Raw genomic sequence first — 18,571 nt, 5'->3', positions numbered from 1 at the left:
CGTGAGTTGAAGCTCGCACCGGGCTCTCCTGTCCATGCCGGGGCTGAGGTGCGAGGATGCGTAAGTGGTGACGGAAGCAGAGTGGGAGCGAGTGCAAGGCGAGCTGCGCTTCGGTCAGGTCTTCACGGGCACTGTCGTCCGGGTGCCCAGGCCGGGGGCGATCGGTGTCTTCGTGGACATTGGCCTCAGTGTCGGAGGGTTCGTCGACGTCGTGCTCTTGCCTCGTAGGCGAAGCGAGGACTGGCCTGTCGAGGGAACAGTGACCGATTTCGAGGTCTGGTGGGTGCACAGCGGTCACCAGCAGATACGGCTGAAGCCCTCTGACCCGCAGTACCTGTGCGAGGACTTCGCCGACTTCGTTGCCCGATACAGGCCCAATTGGCCATCCGACATCGGCAAAGTTGTAAGGGGTTTCGGGGCGATCAATCCGTGAGCACTGCTCAGCCCTCGCTCTCTGCGAAACCAACCCGGAGCACAGGCATCCGCCGCTATGAGCTGTAAACGGCCCGCGATCTACTGGAGCGACCGTTCGGGCAGGTCACGCGCTCGTTATCCCAGCCGATGGTGAAGGCATCCTGGCCGTAAGCACCATCACCGCGCGAGGACCGGACGCTGTTGACCGCCTGGAGAGGGCCGTGCAGCTCAACCCCGTAGTCGCGGCGGGCGGCAACCATGGCGGGACTGTTGGCGTAGCCAGTGTCGACCCAGCGCTCCTCAGGTAGCAGCTCCCGCTGGGACAGACGGGCATGGACCACCGCGGCCATGCGGTCGTCATTGACCGCAGCGGCGGTGGTGGCCACGTTCGTGATCAGACGCACGTCCCCAGGGCCGCACGTCTCGGTCAGATGGACCTTGTATCCGTCCCAGTCCAGGTCCCGTTTGGAGCCGGTACGGGTCTCGGAGTCATACGAGGTGACCAGGCGTTTTGAGCCAGGCGAGCGGTCTTTTGGGTCCCTGCGATGCACCTCGCCCTCGACCAGGTGAAAGTGCTGGATCGAAATCTGCCGCAGGATCTCCACCGGTGGCAAAGACCCCAGCAAGCCGGGCGCATCCGACGCGGTCACAACCTGGAGCAGCCGCATGCCGTCGGCGCCGATCCGCCGGCCGATTTCGTCCTGCTTGGAGCGAGACCTGGGAAACCTCGAATCCTCGGCCCGGGTTGCGTCGTGCCGGAACCAATCCGGGGCGGCGACCCCGGTCAGCCACCCGGGGCAACCAGGGCCAGCTCGTTCAGCGCGGCGCGTAACGTCTCCGCCACCATCTCCAGCCAACTCAGCTCCCGAGCCGTGGACAAGACATGACTGGAGTCGGTCCGTGCCTTCCCACCACTGGCTAGCAGGCCCTTCTCCCCGGGCCGCGGTCAGGATGCCGTCCAGTAGCCGACGTCCTGCATCCACCCCGGCCAGACGGTCCCTGAACTCCGACAGCACCGAGAAGTCGAAGCCCGGATCGGTCAGATCCAGTCCGAGCGCGTATTTGAAGTCGATTCTCGCCCGCACTGCCTCCGCGGCCTGCCGGTCAGTCAGGCCTTCCACGAACTGCAAAACCAACACCATGGCGAGCCGACCCGGCGACCACGCAGGCCTACCGTGCGCGGGGAACAGGTCTGCGAACTCCTCATCGCGGAACAGCACCCCCAGCTCGTCCCGGATGCGGATTGCCAGACTTCCCTTCGGGAAGGCAGCCCGCGCCACTCGCAGGGTCTCAGCGGGAACGTCTCCCGGCTCCGTCGGCTGCATCGACATCGGCACCCATCCCATACAACAACGTCGGCCTTCAAGACCACAACCAGGTCTTGAAGGCCGACGTCACGCCGAGCTCCGAATTGACCAACAGCGTCCCGTATGCCGGGGGAGCCGCACGGGTGGATCTGGGAGGGGCGGTCGGGAGTCGTCTTGATCGAGCTGTGCCGCAGTGGCTGGATGACATGTGTGCCCAGGTCCGGACCGTGCGGTCACCACCAACCGTGGTCCCGCGTGCGACGCCCCGGGGCGGGGTCCGGGCTGGACAACGCGAAGGAGTGTGGGCGTGGCTGTGCAGGGTGTCGATGTGCTGGTGGTCGGTGCGGGAGCAGTGGGCCGTTCGCTGGCCTTCGCGCTCACCGCGGCGGAGCCGTCAATCCGCGTGGTGCTGGCCGGCGAAGCCGGTAGCGGCAGTGGGGCGGCATCGAGTGCGGCAGGGGCGATGCTCGGCGCGTCGGGGGAAGTCACCGATCTCGGGGTGCGGACACCCCACGGCCGGCTCCGTATCGAACTCGCGGTCGCCGCGGCCGGGAGGTGGCCGGCCTGGCGGGAGCAGGTCCGTGCCCGAGCGGGGGCCATGGCTCCGGAACGGGATGGGTACAGGACCGGCACGTTCATGGTCCTGAACGCGGTCTCCTCCGGTCTGGACGACGCTTCGTTCGCCGCCGTCGCCCGTTCCGCGGCCGAGCACGGTCTCGCCTGCCACGACACCGACCCGGCGGACATCCCGGGCTACCGGCCTTTGGACAACGACCGTGCGCTGCGCGCCTGGCACCTGCCCGAGGAGGGCTTCCTCGACGCCAGGGTCTGGCTCGCCACCCTGGACGCAGCCCTCACGGCCCCGTCCAACATGATCCGCGTTCCGACAGGCACGCTCACCGCGGCTCCGGGCGGCGGCTACCTCCTCGACACGCCCACGGGTGTCTTCCGGGCCCCGCGCGCGGTTGTCGCGGCCGGGGCCTGGACCACCCCGATCCTCGACGCCCTCGATCCCGACCTGCCGGTCGTACCCGTTCTGGCCGCGGCCGGGACCGCGGTGACGGTTACCGGTTCCGAGCCGTGGCCTTCGGTGGTCCGCACCCCCAACCGGGCGTACGCGTGCGGCCTGCACGCCGTCCCGCAGGCCGACGGGACCCTCTACCTCGGAGCCAGCGCCCACCCGGCCCTGGCCCCCACTGCCCATCCCACTGCCGGCGCCCTGCGCTTCCTTCTCGACGCCGCGCTCAGCCAGCTCGATCACCGTCTCGCCGGCGCCGGGGTCGTACGCACACATCACGGAAACCGTCCCCTGACCCTGGACGGTCATCCCGTCATCGGCCCCACCCTCCGCGAGGGCCTGTGGGTGGCGTCGGGTACGCACCGCGACGGGCTGCACGCCTCCCCGCTGATCGCCACCCTGCTCGCCGACGCCCTTCTCGCCCCCACGGGACCGGCCGTCCCGCTGCCGGGACCCCTGGCCGCGTTCGCGCCGTGCCGGAAGCTCATCGCCGACCTCACCATGAAGGAGGCGGCGGCGGAAGCCGCCTCGCATCACGCGGCGCTCGCGGCGGAGGCCCGGATGAGGCCACCGCTGACCGGCGCCTGGCCCCAAGCGCTGGCCGACTCCTACGACGGCCTCATGGACCGTGCCTACGCGGCCATGCCCGACGGCTACGTCCCGCCCCCGGACCTCGCCCCACTCGCCTACGAGACCACCGGTCAGGCTCTCGCCGAACTGGCGGCCTCGCACGGGGCCCGCCGCGAGCGCGCCCACGCCCCGTAATCGTGCCCCGCCTCGGGGACGGCGGCACGGTCCCGCGCTCTGGCGGAGTCTCCCCGCCGTACGCCAACGCCTCCGACAACCGCGCCCGGGTGCCCGGCTGCGCTGCCTCCGCGTGAGGGTCCTTGGACCGCCGGTGCGCTTGCGGCCCCTTGTGTTCGGGGCTTCCTGCGGATTTGCTGGAGGTGCTGGCCTGCACCGATGAGATGCTCTCCAGGCCGGGGGATACAGATGATCGAGGCGGTTTTCCGTTGGGAGACGCTGTCCGAGGCCGACCGGTTCGAGTGCTGGCGGGAGATGGCGTGTGAGAGCCACGCGCCCAACAAGGTCGAGTCGGATCAAGCCGACGACTTCCGGGCGACGCTACGGGTGCTGGGCCTGGGGCCGGTGAGGGTGTCCGTCCTCGACTGCCCGCCGCTTCGCTCGCACCGTACCCCGAGACTGATCCAGCAGTCCGATCCGGAGCTGTACGACCTCACCTTCACCCAGCGGGGGAGTGCCGGGGCCGTCCATGCCGACCGGGAGGTACGGCTGGGCGGGGGTGAACCGCTGGCACCCCGTACTGATCAGTCCGCGATCCACCCGCTGTTGGTGCTCACACCGTCGAACTGCAGGTAGTACTCGGCGTCAGGGGTCGAGTTCGTGAAAATGACCGTCCACACCCCCTTCGTGGCCTTGACCCACCCGTGGCACTTGTTGTGCGTGCAGACCCTGACCGAGCGGGTGGAGTTGGTCTTGATATTGATGTCGTTGCAGTTGCCCAGGACACTGGTCCAGTGGCCGCGGTTGGGCCAGTGCGCGTTGTCGCCCGGACCGGAACCCGCTTCGGCCGAGTACGAGCGGGCACTGCCGTAGCAGGACACCGCTTCTGTGCCGCTGCCGGCGGTATCGGCGGCCTGCGCAGGGATGGTGAGGGCCGTGAGGACCACAGCGGCGCTGACCGTCATCGCTGCGACACGCCTGTTCGTGGTGGTGATGACTTCCTCCTGTTGGGAGCGCGCGTCCCGCGAACCAGTCGCGGTCGCGGGAGGCGCGGGTTTGTGTGCTGCTCAAGTACGGACGATGCCAGGGGCCGTATCGCGAAGCCTTAGTTCTCCGCGCCAGGGGCTTGGGCCCGGGTGCCTCGTTTCCGACGCCTCACGTGCGGCGTGGGCGACGGGTGCGGCGGCAGAATGCGGCCCGACAGCGGCAACGATTCCGGCGACCGTTCCGGCCACAGCGGCGACAACGGCTCGATCAGCACACAGGTAGTACCCATGCGTCACACATCAACAGAATCGTGTGACGAACCATCAGCTGTGGGTGCGTCGTTGCCCGGGAGTGGCTTCTTGTCCGCCCACCGAACACGTACCGACCGCGCGCGGCGCCGACGATCCCCCTGTTATGTTTTTCGCGGTCCTGCAATGGGGCCGCTGGCCTCCGGGCCCGGTATGACTGTGTCCCCTCTGTCGAACGGATGACCTGGGGGGTGGTGTCGCCGGGCCTGGGGGTGCCGTCGGAGACGCTGATGAGAGACCCGGCCACCGCCCGGTCCGGCGCAATGCCGGGCAGAGACGTGGGCGGCAGGTCTGCATAACGTGGATGCGCGAGCACGGTGCCACTGCCGAGGCCGGCACGGTCAACGACCTGGAGAGGGTGCGATGTTCGACACCGAAGGCGTGGGCGTCTTCCTCGGGATGGACGTCGGCAAGACCGCCCATCACGGTCACGGGCTCACCCCAGCCGGGAAGAAGGTCTTCGACAAGCCGATGCCCAACAGCGAACCCAAGCTGCGGGCCGTCTTCGACAAGCTCAAAGCCAAGTTCGGCACTGTGCTGGTGATCGTGGACCAGCCCGCGTCCATCGGTGCCCTGCCGCTGACCGTCGCCCGCGACGCGGGCTGCGAGGTCGCTTACCTGCCCGGACTCGCGATGCGCCGAATCGCTGATCTGTATCCGGGCGAGGCGAAAACGGACGCGAAGGACGCGGCGGTGATCGCGGACGCGGCCCGGACGATGCCTCACACCCTGCGTTCGCTTGAGCTGACCGACGAGATCACCGCCGAGCTCACGGTCCTGACCGGTTTCGACCAGGACCTCGCAGCCGAGGCCACCCGGACCTCCAACCGGATACGCGGCCTGCTCACCCAGTTCCACCCCAGCCTCGAGCGCGTGCTGGGGCCCCGGTTGGACCACCGGGCCGTCACCTGGCTGCTGGAACGCCACGGATCTCCGGCCGCCCTGCGGAAAGCAGGCCGCCGCAGACTCGTCGAGCTGATCCGGCCCAAGGCCCCGCGGATGGCGCAGAGGCTGATCGACGAGGTCTTCGACGCTCTCGACGAGCAGACCGTCGTTGTTCCCGGCACGGGCACCCTCGACATCGTGATCCCGTCGCTGGCCGCCTCGCTCGCCGCGGTCCATGACCAGCGCCGGGCACTGGAAGCCCAGATCAGCACCCTGCTGGAGGCCCACCCTCTTCATCCGGTCCTGACCTCGATGCCCGGAGTCGGAGTCAGGACCGCCGCCGTCCTTCTGGTCACCGTCGGCGACGGCACCGGCTTCCCCAGCGCCGCCCACCTCGCCTCTTACGCCGGCCTCGCCCCGACGACAAAATCGTCGGGGACCTCGATCCACGGCGAACACGCACCCAGAGGCGGAAACCGGCAGCTCAAACGCGCCATGTTCCTCTCCGCATTCGCCTGCATGAACGCCGACCCGGCCTCGCGCACCTACTACGACCGGCAACGCGCCCGCGGCAAAACCCACACCCAAGCCCTCCTCCGCCTCGCCCGTCAACGCATCAGTGTCCTCTTCGCCATGCTCCGGGACGGCACCTTCTACGAGTCTCGAACCCCCACCGTCACCCTCGCCGCATAACCATCCCAAACAGCCTCATACCCGGCGCCACATCCTTGACGAACGACATAGAGACACCCCCCCCACGACTCCCTCCTCCCCGCAGTGTCCGCTCGGCGACCCTTCTCCCACGTCCCGTCAGCTTCTTTGCCCGATTGCCTTCGCCTTGCCGCGTGCCCAGCCCGCAACAGCAGCGCCGATGGCGACGGCGACGACGTAGACGGTGATGCTCGCCGCGAATCCGCCCGGCAGCCGGCCGAGCAGCCCGGCGTTGTCGTGGTCGACGAGCTGACGGATCGCTCCCTGCCCCCCGAGGACGAGGAGAGCCACACCGAGAGTCTGGAAGATGTCGTACTTCACGCGATGCCTTCCGAAGCTCAAGTCTTCGCCGCCGAGGCACCAGTGCCGCAGAGAACGGTGGTGAACCAGGTGTACACGGGAGCGAGCGTCGGTGACGCGGACCATCCATTGATCGTCGCCAGGAGTTGCCAGTAGCGCTTGGCGTGTGGGTCGACGGTCATCTGCAGGCGGGCGAGGAGCCAGCGGCGCAGATCGCCGTCGCCGACACGCTCGAACGCGTGGCCGTAGAGACCGCTCAGTGAGGCCGAGAGGGGTGGGGCTTTGGCGGAGGCGGGGAGGATGCCGACGGATACTGCTTCGTCGAGTCGATCCCGTACCGCTCGGTTGAGGCCGTCGTGCAGGCCGTTGACGTCCTGCTGGGAGGGTTCTTCCGCCTGCTCCACCGCCAGGCGCCGTACAGCGGTACGGAAGTCTGCGGTCTGGCAGAGTTCGGCAAGTTCCACCCAGGCCCCGACCTGTTCCGGCGTGGGGTCGTCGGCGAGTTCGGGCAGGGCGGACCGCATGAGGTTCACGAACTCGGGGTTGGTTTCGAGGCCCTCGAAGGCGTCGTCGATGAAGTCGTTGACCAGCCTGCGCTGTTCGGACCGGGAGAGTGTGGCGAGTCGCTGCATGAGGTCCATCTCTGTAGTGGTGGGGCAGCCTCTGGCGACTGTTCGCAGTACTGCCCGGCGCAGGCGGAGGGTCTGAATCTGTACGTCCAGGGCGTCGGCGTGTGCTTCGGCGACTTCCGGTATGGACGCCTCCCGGTCGAGCACCTTGCGGACTGTCGCCAGGCCGAGCCCGAGATCGCGCAGCGTGCGGGCCAGATCCAGGCGTGCCAGTGCGTCGAGACCGTAGAGCCGGTAGCCCGCATGGCTCCGTTCGGTCGGCGGGACGATGCCCTGGTCGGAGTAGTACCGGATGGTCTTCACGGTGAGGCCGGTCCGGCGGGAGAGCTCTCCGATGGAATAGAGCGTGTCGCTGTCCATGTCCCCAGCTTGAGGTCTCCCCCCACGGGAGACTCAACCGAGCCCCGAATCGCTGCCGAGTCCGCTCACGGGATTCGGCATCCGCGACGATGATGTGGGTGTACTGGACGTCGAGTTGGCCGATGCCGCCACGGAAGGGCACGGTGTCGCCGCGGGGCGGGGGTGTCCACACCGCACGGTCACCGCGTTGGTGGCCGGTTCAGGTGCGGGTGAGCAGTCCGGTCAGGAGGATGACCACGGCGTGGCGGAGGCCAAATTGAGGACGACCACGACTTCTTCCCCCACCCCCGACGGCCAGGCACCGCAGCCAGACATCAACGGCCTCGCCCTCAAGAACGCTGGACACGACGTGAGCCTCAGCGTGAACTGCCGGACGGGTAAACACGCATGCGAAGCCTCTGGTGGAGACGTTTCGCTTGGTCGAAAACCCATCTATCACGAGTTGTCGTAGGTGCCGTTGGGCTTGGCGCGGTATGGGTAGCGGCCGAGTTTCCGGCCGCGCCGCACTCGGCGCCCGCACAGCAGCACCACGGCGAAGATGCTCAAGAAGAGCAGCGCGACCCCGCTGCCGCCGAGTATCAGTGCTGTCTCCATCGGCTGAGTGTATGAGAGGAGGGCCAGGAGGCAGCCGAGATACAGCCCGCTGGGGCGGCCAGCCCCCGAGCGGCGCCAGAATCGGAGCTGGCGTGGGACGGGCGTGGCGTGCTCGGGGGAAGCACCCAGCCCCGCCGCCCACGATGTCCAGCGCGAAACCGCTCAGTGGCGTCACCGAACTCGTATGATCTCGCGGTGGAGATCTGGACGGAGCGCCCTGCCAAGACCGATGTCGAAGCGGTCGTTCGCGGCTACTTCAGCCTGCTCCGGGCCGGGAGGATCCCTGAGGCCGAGCAGCTCATCGATCACCACCCGGTCCGGCATGTGCTCAAGTCGCTGTGGACCGGTTCCGTCGAGGCAAGTGCAATCGAGGACGGGGCGAGCGGCAGTCCTGCTGCCGACGAGTGGGAGCAGGACCTGTCCTGGCTCGGTGAACTCGATCTCGCGGACTTCCACTGGGGCCACACCGGCAGCAGTTTCTATGTCGAGATCACCTACCGCGCGCAGGTAATCGAGGTGGCATTGGGTTTCTGGGTCAGGCCCACCGACGCCGGCTGGGTCCTCACGGGACCGGCCACGTACTGGTAGGTCACGCGAGAGAGCAGCACGATCCGCGTGACAGCGCAATTCTTCCACTGGCGGACCATCACATGCCGTCGATCGAGGACCCGACCAGCCCGAGCACCCCGCTCCCGTCCCACGCCAGCCCCGTGACCTGCAATTTCAGGTCGGAAAAGGCTGACTGCCCGCCCCCTCGACCCTACCGGCCTTCACGGGCCGGATGCCGGGAAGGCCTCTACCGCCACAGTGTCGGTGAGGGGTCGCCTTCGACAAGTTGCTGCAGCACCTGCGGTTCAGCTGTTCCTGCCAGGCGATTGCCGACCCCACGTGTTCGGCCACCACGATCCGCACCCGCCGCGACGAGTGGATCCGGCTGGGTGTCCTGGCCCGGCTGAGACAGCTCGCGCTTCAGGGGTACGACCGGATCGTGGGGCTGGTCCTGGACCAGGTCGCCGTCGACGGATGCATCGCCAAGGCCCGGGCGGTGGTGAGGTCGTGGGGCGCTCGCCGGTTGACCGGGGCAGGCAGGGCAGGCAGGGCCTGAAACGCTCCGGCACGGTGGACGGCTACGGCATCCCCCTGGGTCGTGTCCTGGCCGGGGCCAACCGCCACGACTCGCCACTCCCGGCCCCGACCCTGGACCTCCTCAACGGTCTCGGGCCTCTGCCTGGAAGGCGGCGGACGCGACCGGCACCTGGTGGCGAACAAGCCCGGCCCCATCCGGTGCGGCGGTGAAGGCTCAGCTGTCGCGTGTTGCCGTGGTGCGGAGCGGCAGACCTGCATTGACGCGCCGCTTCAGCTCGCTGAAGTAGTCGAAACCGTCCACGCAGCTGATGACGTTGCCGTCATCGTCTTCGTCGCCGTACACGTCCAGTAGGTCGCGGTCGAAATGCTTCAGCATGCGGGTGTCATCGATTTCGATCACGGTCGGTGGAGTCACGATCTCCAGGCGCGGCTCACCGATCACCGCGTTGGCGATGAGCGCGCCACCGATGGTGAAGTGATGTTCTTCGCCACAGAAGAGCCGGGCATGGACGTCGCCGCCGATGTGGGCGGAGTAGTGGTTGTAGTCGCCGATGAGCCGATCGGTGCTCGGATTGCCGTGGACCTGGAGCCAGTCGGCGGTCACCACGTCGCGTGCCCGCATGTTGCCGGTCACCAGCAGAAAGGACCCGGGATCGTCGCTATCGCCGTACGCGCCGTCGACGACCAGATCGCCGAGCACGACCAGGAGGTAGACGCTCTCGCCCGTCAGGTCGAGGTCGCCGGAGATGTGCAGGTCGCCATCGACAAACCAGACGTCGGTGGTGTAGTCGTCGATCTCGTCGAGCGCCGCAGTAACACGCTTGAACTTGTAGTTGTCTTGGAACCGACCGATTGCCGTGATGACCTCGGATTACGGGACAGCTCTTAGGAGACCTGATTCTTCTTGTAGCTACGCACGTTGGCAATCATGGCCAGGACACTACCTTCGTGTAATCGGCGTCGAGGTCCGTCGAATTTCATCCGTCGGATGGGGAGCCGCAGAGCTGGCCTCTTCCCATCCGCACCGGCATGCTGAACGCCCTCACTGACACGCCCACTCCTGCCCGACATTCCTCGGCGAAATGCCGTAGCGCAATGGGGACTTCTATCGATACCACCGATCTGGAGGCATCACCGTGCCTGTCGCGACCATCACCATCCGTAGCAGCCGCGCCGCCCCGCCCAGCCTCGGCATGGCCTGGCCAAAACGCCCAACCGCTCCTACCCGCACGGGTGGTAAGTGCATGAGTATGTGTACTCATGCGTCTTGAGTTCTCTCGCGCCACACTGTCTGCTTCATCGGGCCTTCCAAGGAGCAGACGTGATAAGTACGGGAAAGAGCATGGTTGTAGCGGTAGCGGCGGCTTTTGCTCTGGCGGGTGCGGCGGCTTCACCGGCCGCCGCCGCTGGGGGGCTGCTTCCGCACCCGGGGCCGGAAGGTCTGGTGTGGGTGGAGGAAATGAGAGGCGATGGTGGTGTTGCCTCAGGGGGTGCTTGGGAGGGGCTGCCGACTGTCCTCACGGTTGCTTGTGAGGGAGGCGGCAACGTTCAAGTGACCATGGAGTCACAGCGGTTGCAGGTGGCTGAGTTCACAGTGGACTGTCCTGTCGGCAGTGCAGGGGTGGGGTCGGTGACGATGGATCCGGGCGTCGTGCGGTCGGGTTCTTTCTCGATCGGCGTTGACGCCTCAGCTCAGGACATTCGGTGGGCGCTGACGGTGACGCAACCGGAGTAGGGACTCACACTCCTCATGGTGGCCCAAGTCCGGGTGTTCTCAGGCGACTTGGGTCATCAACCGGCTCAGCCGATGGGTACGGGGGGAGCGAAACGTTTCGCTGATCGGTGTTCCTGATTGACGACGCCGGGCCGGCGCGCCGCCCCGGCGTCCGACGGACCGCATCAAGAAGACCAAGACGCGGTGGCGGGCGGAGTTCGTGACCATCCCTTGCCGCCGAACGGTCCGTCACCCTCCGTGACCGTTCGGCCGTACCCGGGTGCGGGTGTGCGATCGGCTAGGCCGGAGCCGGTGCTCACATCCGGCCCGCGCCGTGGGCCGACGTCGGCCGCACGCTTCGGCTCAGCCCAGCGCGTCCATCAGAGCGGTGACATAGGCATCCAGCCGCTCCTCCACAGCTCGCGTCGTCAACTCTGTTCTCCCTGCGTTCCGCCAGGGCTGCGCCACCTGCTGCACTTCTTCTGAGCATGCCAGCCCGTCCCGCACGTGCCAGTACAGCCGCTCGCTCGCGGCCGTGGCCAGCACTCCACCGGCCTCCTCGTACGCCTCGGAGAACCGCAGACCCCAGGCCGGGCCGTGCAGCAGCGCGAGATTGGTGGAGCAGTGCGCCACATCGAGATCCGCCGGGCCCCAGGAAGTCGCTGCCCAGTCGACGACGCCGGTGATCCGGGCACCTGCCAGGCTTGGGGGCGACACGTCGAACAGTACGTTGCCGGGTTGGAAATCCCGGTGCAGGAATCGCCCCTCATAAGGCGGTGCCGGCCTGCGGATCACGTCGATCGCCGAGGCCCATACCGCCGCGTCGGCGCACTTTGGAGTCACGACGGTGTCGGCGGTCGTCAACGTCACATACTTTTTGGGCCGCTCGACGGGTCGCAACGCGTGGATCGCCACGAGTTGACGGGCCAGCAGAGGAACGCGTGTCTCGATTCCCTCATCGTCGAGGACCGTCCGGCCCGTCAGATGTGTCATAAGGAGCGAGGGAAACTCGCAATGCGCGGCGGTCGGATCAACCGCGACCAGTCCAGGAGCCCGCACGCCGGTTCCGGCGAGCAGGATCAGGGCGCCGGCCTCCCTGTTCAACCAGTCTTCGGCGTGCCCCACGGAGAAGGGGTCGACGAAACTCCGCAGCACCAGGTCACGGGTGCCTCCGTCCGGCGTGCCGATGATCAGTCTCCGCATTTCGGCAGTGATCCCGCCGTGCAACGCCTCAGCCCTGACGATCCGTTCGCCGACATTCAGGTGCCGGCTGACCCAGTCCAGTGTCAACGGTCGGACAGCCGCCACTTCATCGCGGTTGGTCATCGTGCCACCTCATCATCCGGAGGGCGGCACGCGCAAAGAGTATTCCTTGGAGGTGATGGCAGCACCGCTCTGTGCCTGTCGCAGCTGCCACAGGCACCGGATTCCAGTGCGGGATGAGACCGGCAGTGACGGCGTCGAAGGAGCGACGCAGGTGGCACGCGAAGCCGGTGATGTCGGCGTCCAGCGTGTCCCGTGCGGCCAGCAGGCCCGTCACGGCCTCGTTGATGCGTTCACGTTCACGTTCCCGGTTCAGGTCGGGCAGCATGCCGGAACAGGCCGATGACCCAACGTGCCTTGTAGTAGGCCGAGTTCCCCCGTCGGGGTGGAGGCAGGGTCTCGGCCGAAACGCCACCGTGCCTGGCGGAAGCGCTCGCATGTAGCGAGGCCGAGCCGACGTCGAAGCTGGTGAGCGGGTGTGATGGTGGCGTCGGGTGGGCGTCAGCGGGGAGGGGCTGCTGGGTGCCTGGTCGTGTGTACGGGTGTGGGTTGATCGCGGGCGAGGCGCGGACCGCGTCGGGGGCTGGGGTCGCCGCCCTGATGGCGGCCGCGAACGGTGTTGGTGCGAGTTGCACGGAGGCGCGCCGGAGGTTCACCCGCCCGAGTGATTGTTACGCTGTGCGCATGAGCGGACACTCGAAGTATTCGAGGGGCTCATGGGGGCTCCCGACGTGAGAGGAAAAGTCATGGCCGCAGTCGAGTCTTCCGCCACTGAGGTGCCGCGGATCGCGAGTAGTTCGCAGGCCGCCGACAGGGATCAGGGCCTCGCGGCGATCGGCGGCAACGTCGGCGCCGTGTGGCGGGCGTGGTGGACATGGACCCCGGGGAACGGAACGTTCAACCTCCAACTCCCCTGGAATGTCATCGGGGTCAACTCGACGGTCGTCATCACGGCCTCCGAGATCGACGGCAACGGGAACCGGTTCGTCGGTGGGGCACCCTTCCAGGTGTCGAGCATCGCCCCCAGTAACGGACTGGTGACGTTCAAGATCAACATCGGCTGGAGCAGCCCACTGCCGATGCGCACCGACGTCCTGGTCTTCAACTGAGCACCGCTCCCCGGCCGCCCGGTCACACTGGCCGAGGACCGCGCTGATCCGCCGACCCTTGCCCGCTCACGACTGTGACCCTGTCAGTTCCAAGGATTCGTAGCCGGACATGGGAACGACAGCACGAGACCCCGAGCGGTGATGCCCGGGGTCTTGGTGCGGTGCCGTTCCGCCCGGTTCACCCGACGTGCCTCGCACAACGTGCGATTCTCGGGGCTTGCTCAAACGCTGACCTGTGGAAACGTGATCGCTTCGGACTCCGGAGGAGTTCTCGCATCAACTCATTTCCGCAAGCTCGGGGGTTTGTCCTCCCCGTGGTAGAGGTCGATGGCGAGGGCGACGGCGGCGTGGGTGGCGGGGTGGGGATCCTGACGTCGCCAGATGAGGTGGACGGGGACAGGGGCGGCGTCGCGCAGGGGGCGGTAGACGATGCCGTCGCGGCGGTACTGGGCGGCGGTGGCCCGGGGAGTGACGCCGACACTGCGGCTGGTGGCGATGGCGGCGAGCCAGTCGTCGATGTCGTGGGTGTACTCGACGTCGGGTCGTTCGTCTGCGGGCCACAAACCCAGAGTGGTGGTGCCGGTGCGTCGGTCGATGACGAGGGTGCGGGCCGGGATCTCGTCCAGGCGGATGCTGCGCCGACGGGCCCAGGGATCGTCGGAGGCGAGCGCGACGACGCGGTGTTCGTGGCCCACCAGGGCGTGCGACCAGGGCTTCAGGTCGAGTGGGGCGCGGACGACAGCCAGGTCGCACATTCCTTCGGCCAGCCCGCCGGTGGGGGAGTTGTGGCGGACGAGCCGCAGCTCGACCTCGGGGTGGCGCTCGTGCCAGCGGCGCTGGAACTCGGTGGTGTGGGAGCCGAAGGCGGACCAGGCGTGGCCGATATGGAGCCGGGCATGTCCGCCGGTCGCTTCCGCGACGAGATCGTGGGCGCCGGCGAGCAGGATGCGTGCGCGCGCGAGAACCCGCACGCCTGTGGACGTGGGCGCGACCGTGCGGCTGGTGCGGTGCAGCAGCCGCACGCCGAGGAGCTGCTCCAGGCCGCGCAGGTTGCGGGAGACAGCCGCCTGGGAAATGCCCAGTTCAAAGCCGGCGTCGGTGAAGCTACCGGTGTCGATGATGGCAACCAGGCAGCGTAGGTGTTTCAGCTCCAGGTCAGTGGTGTTCCATCGTCGCTCTTCCATACGCTGAGCGTATCAATGGGCTGGTGGATGCATTTTGCGTATTGCTGCGCCGGCACCACGGTGAAGGGCATGGTGCTGGAGAATTCTCATGAGGGTGCCGGACGTGTTTCCGGCGCCGCCCACAGCGGTGGTACCGGCCAGGACGGCAAGCGCCTGACCGGGGTGGCGCTGATGCTGGGCAGTGGCCTGTCCAACCAGGCCGGAGCGTCGGCGGCGGCGCTGGCGTTCCCGGTGATCGGCCCGGTGGGTGTGGTGGCGGTCCGCCAGTGGGTTGCCGCAGGGGTGCTGTGGGCGGTCGGCAGGCCGCGGCTGGCATCGTTCACCGCGGCGCAGTGGCGGCCGGTCCTGGGGCTCGCGTTGGTGTTCGCCGCGATGAATCTGTCCTTGTACATGGCCATCGACCGTATCGGGCTCGGGCTCGCCGTCACGCTGGAGTTCCTCGGCCCGCTCGCTGTGGCCCTGTCCGGCTCGCGCCGCCGCGTCGACGCCTTGTGCGCGGTGGCCGCTGCGGGCGCGGTGGTCGTCCTGGCCCGTCCCTCGCCCTCCACCGACTACCTGGGCATCGCCCTGGCTCTGCTCGCCGCGGTGTGCTGGGGCAGCTACATCCTCCTCAATCGCGTCGTCGGCCGCCGCCTGCCCGGACTGGAGGGGCCGGCTGCCGCCGCCGCGGTCTCAGGTGCGCTCTACTTTCCCGTCGGCGTCCTGGCGTTGTGGCTGCGTCCCCCGACCTCGGCCTCCATGGGCTGCGCACTGGCGGCCGGCGTGCTGTCCTCCGCCGTGCCATTCCTGGCAGATCTGCTGGCACTGCGGCGAGTGCCCACGCAGTTCTTCGGTGTATTCATGAGCATCAACCCGGTCTTCGCCGCACTGATCGGTCTCGTCGTACTCGGCCAGCACCTCGATGTGACGGCCTGGCTCGCCATGCTGGTGATCGTCGGTGCGAACGCGGTCGCCGTCACCACGGCTTCTCCCACTGTCACCACCACCAACTGGAGCGTCTCGTGAAGGCCTCATCGTCCACGCCCGGGCCGTGGGCGTTGGTCGGCATACGGCATTGGCGCTGGTCAGCGGATGGAACCTGGAAGATGCCGCTGCCTCGCGTCCGGGACGGGACGTTCCCGCGGACGCTAGGGTGACGGCCCCAACCCGAACGGGTGCTGGAGCAGTTCTCCGTTCCGCCCGGCAACCGAGTCCACGGCTGCCGGGGTTCGGAAGGGAACGGGTTCTCAGAGGCTGAACCAGGGGCCGCAGGCGGTGTCTGCTCCGGCCCTGCCGGTGCAGACCTGGTAGCTGAGGGCGGGTGCGGAGGCGGCCATGTTCTGTTCGCCGCAGCCGGCGGTGACACCGTTCGCGTCGGTGATGGTGCGGGTGGCGGTGCCCCCGGTGCTGTTCCGGTACGTGTAGTGGGTGCGTACACCCCAGTTGTCGGCGAAGGTGTCACAGGCGTACACCCGCAGCCCGTTGTCGTCGGCCCCGCCGAATCCGCGGTTCTGGCCCTCGGCCTGGACGGGGTACTCACTCGCCGAGGCAGCGGTCGCGGTGAGCAGGACGGCACTGGTGGCCGTGACGGCGGCCAGCAGGACCCGAATCGTGTGTCGCATGGTCAACTCCCCTGTGGATTACGGACTCTCCCAGCGGTCCACCGGCCCGGCAGGCCCGTCGGAAGCCGGGACGTCCCGACAGGGCACGAGCCGCGAGAGCGGGGAGGCCTCCGGCACTGTCCGCCGCTGAGCCTCCCGGGCCGACAGACTCATGGGGAGGAATGGCCCGCGGGAACGTCTCCCAAGCCTGCACGTGGCGCATGTCCCTCTGGAGAGCTACCAACGGGACATGCGCCTTAATTCCTGTTCTCTGCCCCTGCCTCGCGGACAGGGACGGTTCCGCACCTCGGGGGCATTCAGGGCTACGCGTATCACGGGAGAGAGGAGAAGCGGCCGACGTCCTCAGTCCGCGAAACGGGTGGCGTGGATGCCGGCCGGTCCGAGAGCCCGACGCTGTTCCGGGGATCACCCGCCTGTGGCAGTGAGCTTGCCGCCGTTCGCGAACCCACCGCCTACTCCCCATGCCCTGCGCAACGGCCAAAAGGACAGATCCATGTCAAAGACGGCCTCGGCGGAGGAGTTGTCCGTCGAACGCACCAGTTGGACCCAGCCGAAGAGGGCCCGGTAGACCTTCCCCAGGCAGTCCACCACGGCGGTGCAAAAGAAGTGATCACGGCTTCACCCTGCCGCGCGGACGCCTCTCCGAGAAGGAACCGGACGGCCGCGTCGGCGGGATGAGGCAGTGCGGTCTGAAGTCCTGTGGCCTTACCGTGGAGCGATGGTGCATGTGCGGGAAATGGATGGAGCTGATGTTGAGGCCGTTTCGGCGATCAGGGTCAGGGGGTGGCAGGCGGCGTACACCGGCATCGTCCCCCAGGCGTACTTGGACGCGATGACGGCCGAAGGTGACGCCGACCAGCGGCGGCGGTTGCTCTCTCGACCCCGCCGGACGTCACGAGACCTTGTGGCGCTCGGTGACCGGGGCCCGGTGGGGTGGATCTGCTTCGGGCCGTGCCGTAGCGAGGTTCCCGGTGTGGGGCGGCTGGGTGAGGTCTACGCCCTGTACGTCTCGCCGGATCTGATCGGCCGGGGCATCGGCCGGAGGCTACTGGGCGAGGCTCACGCCCAGATGAAGAGCCACGGCTTCGAGGCGTCGGCCTTGTGGGTTCTCTGTGACAACCACCAAGCCAGGCGCTTCTACGAGCGGGCGGGCTATCAAGCCGACGGGGCGGTTCAGGACGATGTCTACGACGAGATCACGCTCTCCGAACTCCGTTACCAGCGTGTGCTCTGACACTCCAGGGCACACGCAGAACGGGCGACGGCGCACTCGTGGTTCCCGGCTCGCCCTGACCCGGGGGTGCGTGCTACCAGTTCACCGTGGCGACCAGGACCGTGCCCCTGCTGGACCGGTACGGCGCCGACCAGCGGGGTGGCCGCAGGGGAACAGTGAGACCCGAGACGGCCGGCGCGACCATCGGGCCCGGCATTCCCGTCGGAGGCCTGTGGCCACGGCACGTCGCCCACCCAGTCCCACTGGCCGGGGTCGTCGGGGTGGGGCCGACGCGGTCGTTTCCGTACACCCGTCGCCGCAGTAGCGCGGTCTTGCGATCAGGCGGTCATCGGCCCGCCGGGGGCGTCATCCGTTCGGGCGGAGTGCCCCGAATCGAGTCGCATCTAAAATCGAACAGGTGCTCTAATCGATGTATGACCTTTCCCTTCCCCGATGATCTGGTCCGGGCCCAGCGTGAGTGGCTCGCCACCTACCGGCAGCTCGCCGCGCCACGATCCCGCCACACCACCGCCCTGCGTCGCCGCCTCCTGGATCTGTCCGCCTGGATCCTGTGGCATCCGTTCTGGTCCACCCCGTCCGGCCGCACCCCCGCGGCCCGGGTGGAGCTCCGGCGGCTTGCTCACCGCCAGGAGCAGAAGCGGGGGACGAGAGCGGCATGACCCGCCGGACGTCCTGTCCGCCCGGTGGGAAGCGATCCTGGGCACGATCCGGGCTGCGGCCGGCCCGGACCTCCGCGACGTACGCCCCCGCCGCCGGGATGGCTGAGACGGGCGAGCGCGGGTCGCGGACGCCCCAGCCTCAGCCTCAGCCCCAGCCCCGGCCGCGCGTGGACGGCCGCGCGCGGCGGGAGGTGCTGGGGGTGGTTCCCCAGGAGCCGAGGTCGGCCCCGGGGGAGGCGGCGGAGGCGGGCGCTCGCGATGTGGAGGCGGCCGAGGGGCCTGCCGGCCCTGTTGGGTATCGGGGCCTGACGGTCCGCGTCGGCCGTCGGCCATGACGTGACGTGATGGGAACGGAGGCACGGTGCGTCGGCGTGTCGGGCCCCGATCGTGAGCCGTGGACCGGATCGCCGGGCGGTGGGAGTGAGTGGGGAACGACCCGGGCGGGAGTCCGCCGACCGCGCCCG

Annotated in this window: 18 protein-coding genes and 2 pseudogenes; 10 read left to right on the top strand and 10 right to left on the bottom strand. The window is 68.2% G+C overall.

Features of this window, described 5'->3' with window-relative positions:
• Positions 1-64: 64 nt before the first annotated feature.
• Positions 65-433, top strand: a complete 369-nt coding sequence (locus tag OHA98_RS22220; protein ID WP_266928489.1) for a hypothetical protein — start codon at positions 65-67, stop codon at positions 431-433.
• 58 nt (positions 434-491) lie between these two features.
• On the opposite strand, the pseudogene OHA98_RS22215 reads toward OHA98_RS22220, so the two are convergent.
• Positions 492-1,745 (bottom strand): annotated as a pseudogene (locus tag OHA98_RS22215) (transposase); the annotation flags it as partial.
• A 283-nt stretch (positions 1,746-2,028) separates the two neighbouring features.
• Between OHA98_RS22215 and OHA98_RS22210 the strand changes: the two are divergent.
• Both OHA98_RS22210 and OHA98_RS22205 read left to right on the top strand, forming a co-directional pair.
• Positions 2,029-3,504: an FAD-binding oxidoreductase gene (locus tag OHA98_RS22210; RefSeq protein WP_266928488.1), complete on the top strand. Its 1,476-nt coding sequence runs from the start codon at positions 2,029-2,031 to the stop codon at positions 3,502-3,504.
• A 228-nt stretch (positions 3,505-3,732) separates the two neighbouring features.
• Complete coding sequence (locus tag OHA98_RS22205; RefSeq protein WP_266928487.1) at positions 3,733-4,119, top strand: hypothetical protein; 387 nt, start codon at positions 3,733-3,735, stop codon at positions 4,117-4,119.
• On the opposite strand, the gene OHA98_RS22200 is transcribed toward OHA98_RS22205, so the two are convergent.
• Positions 4,068-4,448: a hypothetical protein gene (locus OHA98_RS22200; RefSeq protein ID WP_266928486.1), complete on the bottom strand. Its 381-nt coding sequence runs from the start codon at positions 4,446-4,448 to the stop codon at positions 4,068-4,070. The genes OHA98_RS22205 and OHA98_RS22200 overlap by 52 nt on opposite strands.
• Positions 4,449-5,141: 693 nt before the next feature.
• Here OHA98_RS22200 and OHA98_RS22195 point away from each other — a divergent pair.
• Positions 5,142-6,356 (top strand): IS110 family transposase, encoded by a 1,215-nt coding sequence (locus OHA98_RS22195; protein ID WP_266922784.1) that lies wholly within the window; start codon positions 5,142-5,144, stop codon positions 6,354-6,356.
• Between the two features lie 117 nt (positions 6,357-6,473).
• Here the strand turns inward: OHA98_RS22195 and OHA98_RS22190 are convergent, their stop codons facing one another.
• The 3 genes from OHA98_RS22190 to OHA98_RS22180 form a co-directional block, all read right to left on the bottom strand.
• Positions 6,474-6,695, bottom strand: a complete 222-nt coding sequence (locus OHA98_RS22190) for a hypothetical protein (protein ID WP_266928485.1) — start codon at positions 6,693-6,695, stop codon at positions 6,474-6,476.
• A gap of 17 nt (positions 6,696-6,712) precedes the next feature.
• Positions 6,713-7,663, bottom strand: coding sequence for a MerR family transcriptional regulator (locus OHA98_RS22185; RefSeq protein WP_266928484.1), 951 nt, complete (start codon positions 7,661-7,663; stop codon positions 6,713-6,715).
• Positions 7,664-8,098: 435 nt separating this feature from the next.
• The gene (locus OHA98_RS22180) at positions 8,099-8,257 is read right to left on the bottom strand and encodes a hypothetical protein (RefSeq protein WP_266928483.1); all 159 of its coding nucleotides are present in this window, start codon (positions 8,255-8,257) and stop codon (positions 8,099-8,101) included.
• 195 nt (positions 8,258-8,452) lie between these two features.
• Between OHA98_RS22180 and OHA98_RS22175 the strand changes: the two genes are divergently transcribed.
• Both OHA98_RS22175 and OHA98_RS22170 read left to right on the top strand, forming a co-directional pair.
• On the top strand, positions 8,453-8,845 hold the full coding sequence (locus OHA98_RS22175) for a hypothetical protein (RefSeq protein ID WP_266928482.1): 393 nt from the start codon (positions 8,453-8,455) through the stop codon (positions 8,843-8,845).
• A gap of 232 nt (positions 8,846-9,077) precedes the next feature.
• Positions 9,078-9,466, top strand: a pseudogene (locus OHA98_RS22170) (IS5/IS1182 family transposase); the annotation flags it as partial.
• A 91-nt stretch (positions 9,467-9,557) separates the two neighbouring features.
• Here the strand turns inward: OHA98_RS22170 and OHA98_RS22165 are convergent.
• From OHA98_RS22165 to OHA98_RS22155, 3 genes are all read right to left on the bottom strand, one after another.
• On the bottom strand, positions 9,558-10,043 hold the full coding sequence (locus OHA98_RS22165) for a hypothetical protein (protein WP_266928481.1): 486 nt from the start codon (positions 10,041-10,043) through the stop codon (positions 9,558-9,560).
• Between the two features lie 1,377 nt (positions 10,044-11,420).
• Entirely contained in the window at positions 11,421-12,383 is a 963-nt protein-coding gene (locus OHA98_RS22160; RefSeq protein WP_266928480.1) for a phosphotransferase family protein, read from the bottom strand.
• Positions 12,367-12,648, bottom strand: a complete 282-nt coding sequence (locus OHA98_RS22155) for a hypothetical protein (protein ID WP_266928479.1) — start codon at positions 12,646-12,648, stop codon at positions 12,367-12,369. Before OHA98_RS22155 ends, OHA98_RS22160 begins: the two co-directional genes overlap by 17 nt.
• 418 nt (positions 12,649-13,066) lie before the next feature.
• On the opposite strand from OHA98_RS22155, the gene OHA98_RS22150 reads away from it, so the two are divergent.
• Entirely contained in the window at positions 13,067-13,429 is a 363-nt protein-coding gene (locus OHA98_RS22150; protein WP_266928478.1) for a hypothetical protein, read from the top strand.
• A gap of 281 nt (positions 13,430-13,710) precedes the next feature.
• On the opposite strand, the gene OHA98_RS22145 is transcribed toward OHA98_RS22150, so the two are convergent.
• Positions 13,711-14,613 (bottom strand): LysR family transcriptional regulator, encoded by a 903-nt coding sequence (locus tag OHA98_RS22145; protein WP_266928477.1) that lies wholly within the window; start codon positions 14,611-14,613, stop codon positions 13,711-13,713.
• 171 nt (positions 14,614-14,784) lie between these two features.
• Between OHA98_RS22145 and OHA98_RS22140 the strand changes: the two genes are divergently transcribed.
• Entirely contained in the window at positions 14,785-15,618 is an 834-nt protein-coding gene (locus tag OHA98_RS22140; protein ID WP_266930849.1) for a DMT family transporter, read from the top strand.
• A 221-nt stretch (positions 15,619-15,839) separates the two neighbouring features.
• On the opposite strand, the gene OHA98_RS22135 is transcribed toward OHA98_RS22140, so the two are convergent.
• On the bottom strand, positions 15,840-16,214 hold the full coding sequence (locus OHA98_RS22135) for a hypothetical protein (RefSeq protein WP_266928476.1): 375 nt from the start codon (positions 16,212-16,214) through the stop codon (positions 15,840-15,842).
• Between the two features lie 718 nt (positions 16,215-16,932).
• On the opposite strand from OHA98_RS22135, the gene OHA98_RS22130 reads away from it, so the two are divergent.
• Both OHA98_RS22130 and OHA98_RS22125 read left to right on the top strand, forming a co-directional pair.
• Positions 16,933-17,448 (top strand): GNAT family N-acetyltransferase, encoded by a 516-nt coding sequence (locus OHA98_RS22130; RefSeq protein WP_266928475.1) that lies wholly within the window; start codon positions 16,933-16,935, stop codon positions 17,446-17,448.
• Between the two features lie 413 nt (positions 17,449-17,861).
• Positions 17,862-18,107: a hypothetical protein gene (locus tag OHA98_RS22125; protein WP_266928474.1), complete on the top strand. Its 246-nt coding sequence runs from the start codon at positions 17,862-17,864 to the stop codon at positions 18,105-18,107.
• Positions 18,108-18,571 lie beyond the last annotated feature (464 nt).

This window comes from Streptomyces sp. NBC_00654 (assembly GCF_026341775.1).
GTDB lineage: Bacteria > Actinomycetota > Actinomycetes > Streptomycetales > Streptomycetaceae > Streptomyces.
The sequence above is the reverse complement of the archived record's forward strand: the minus strand, read 5'-3'. Positions and strand labels throughout refer to the sequence as shown.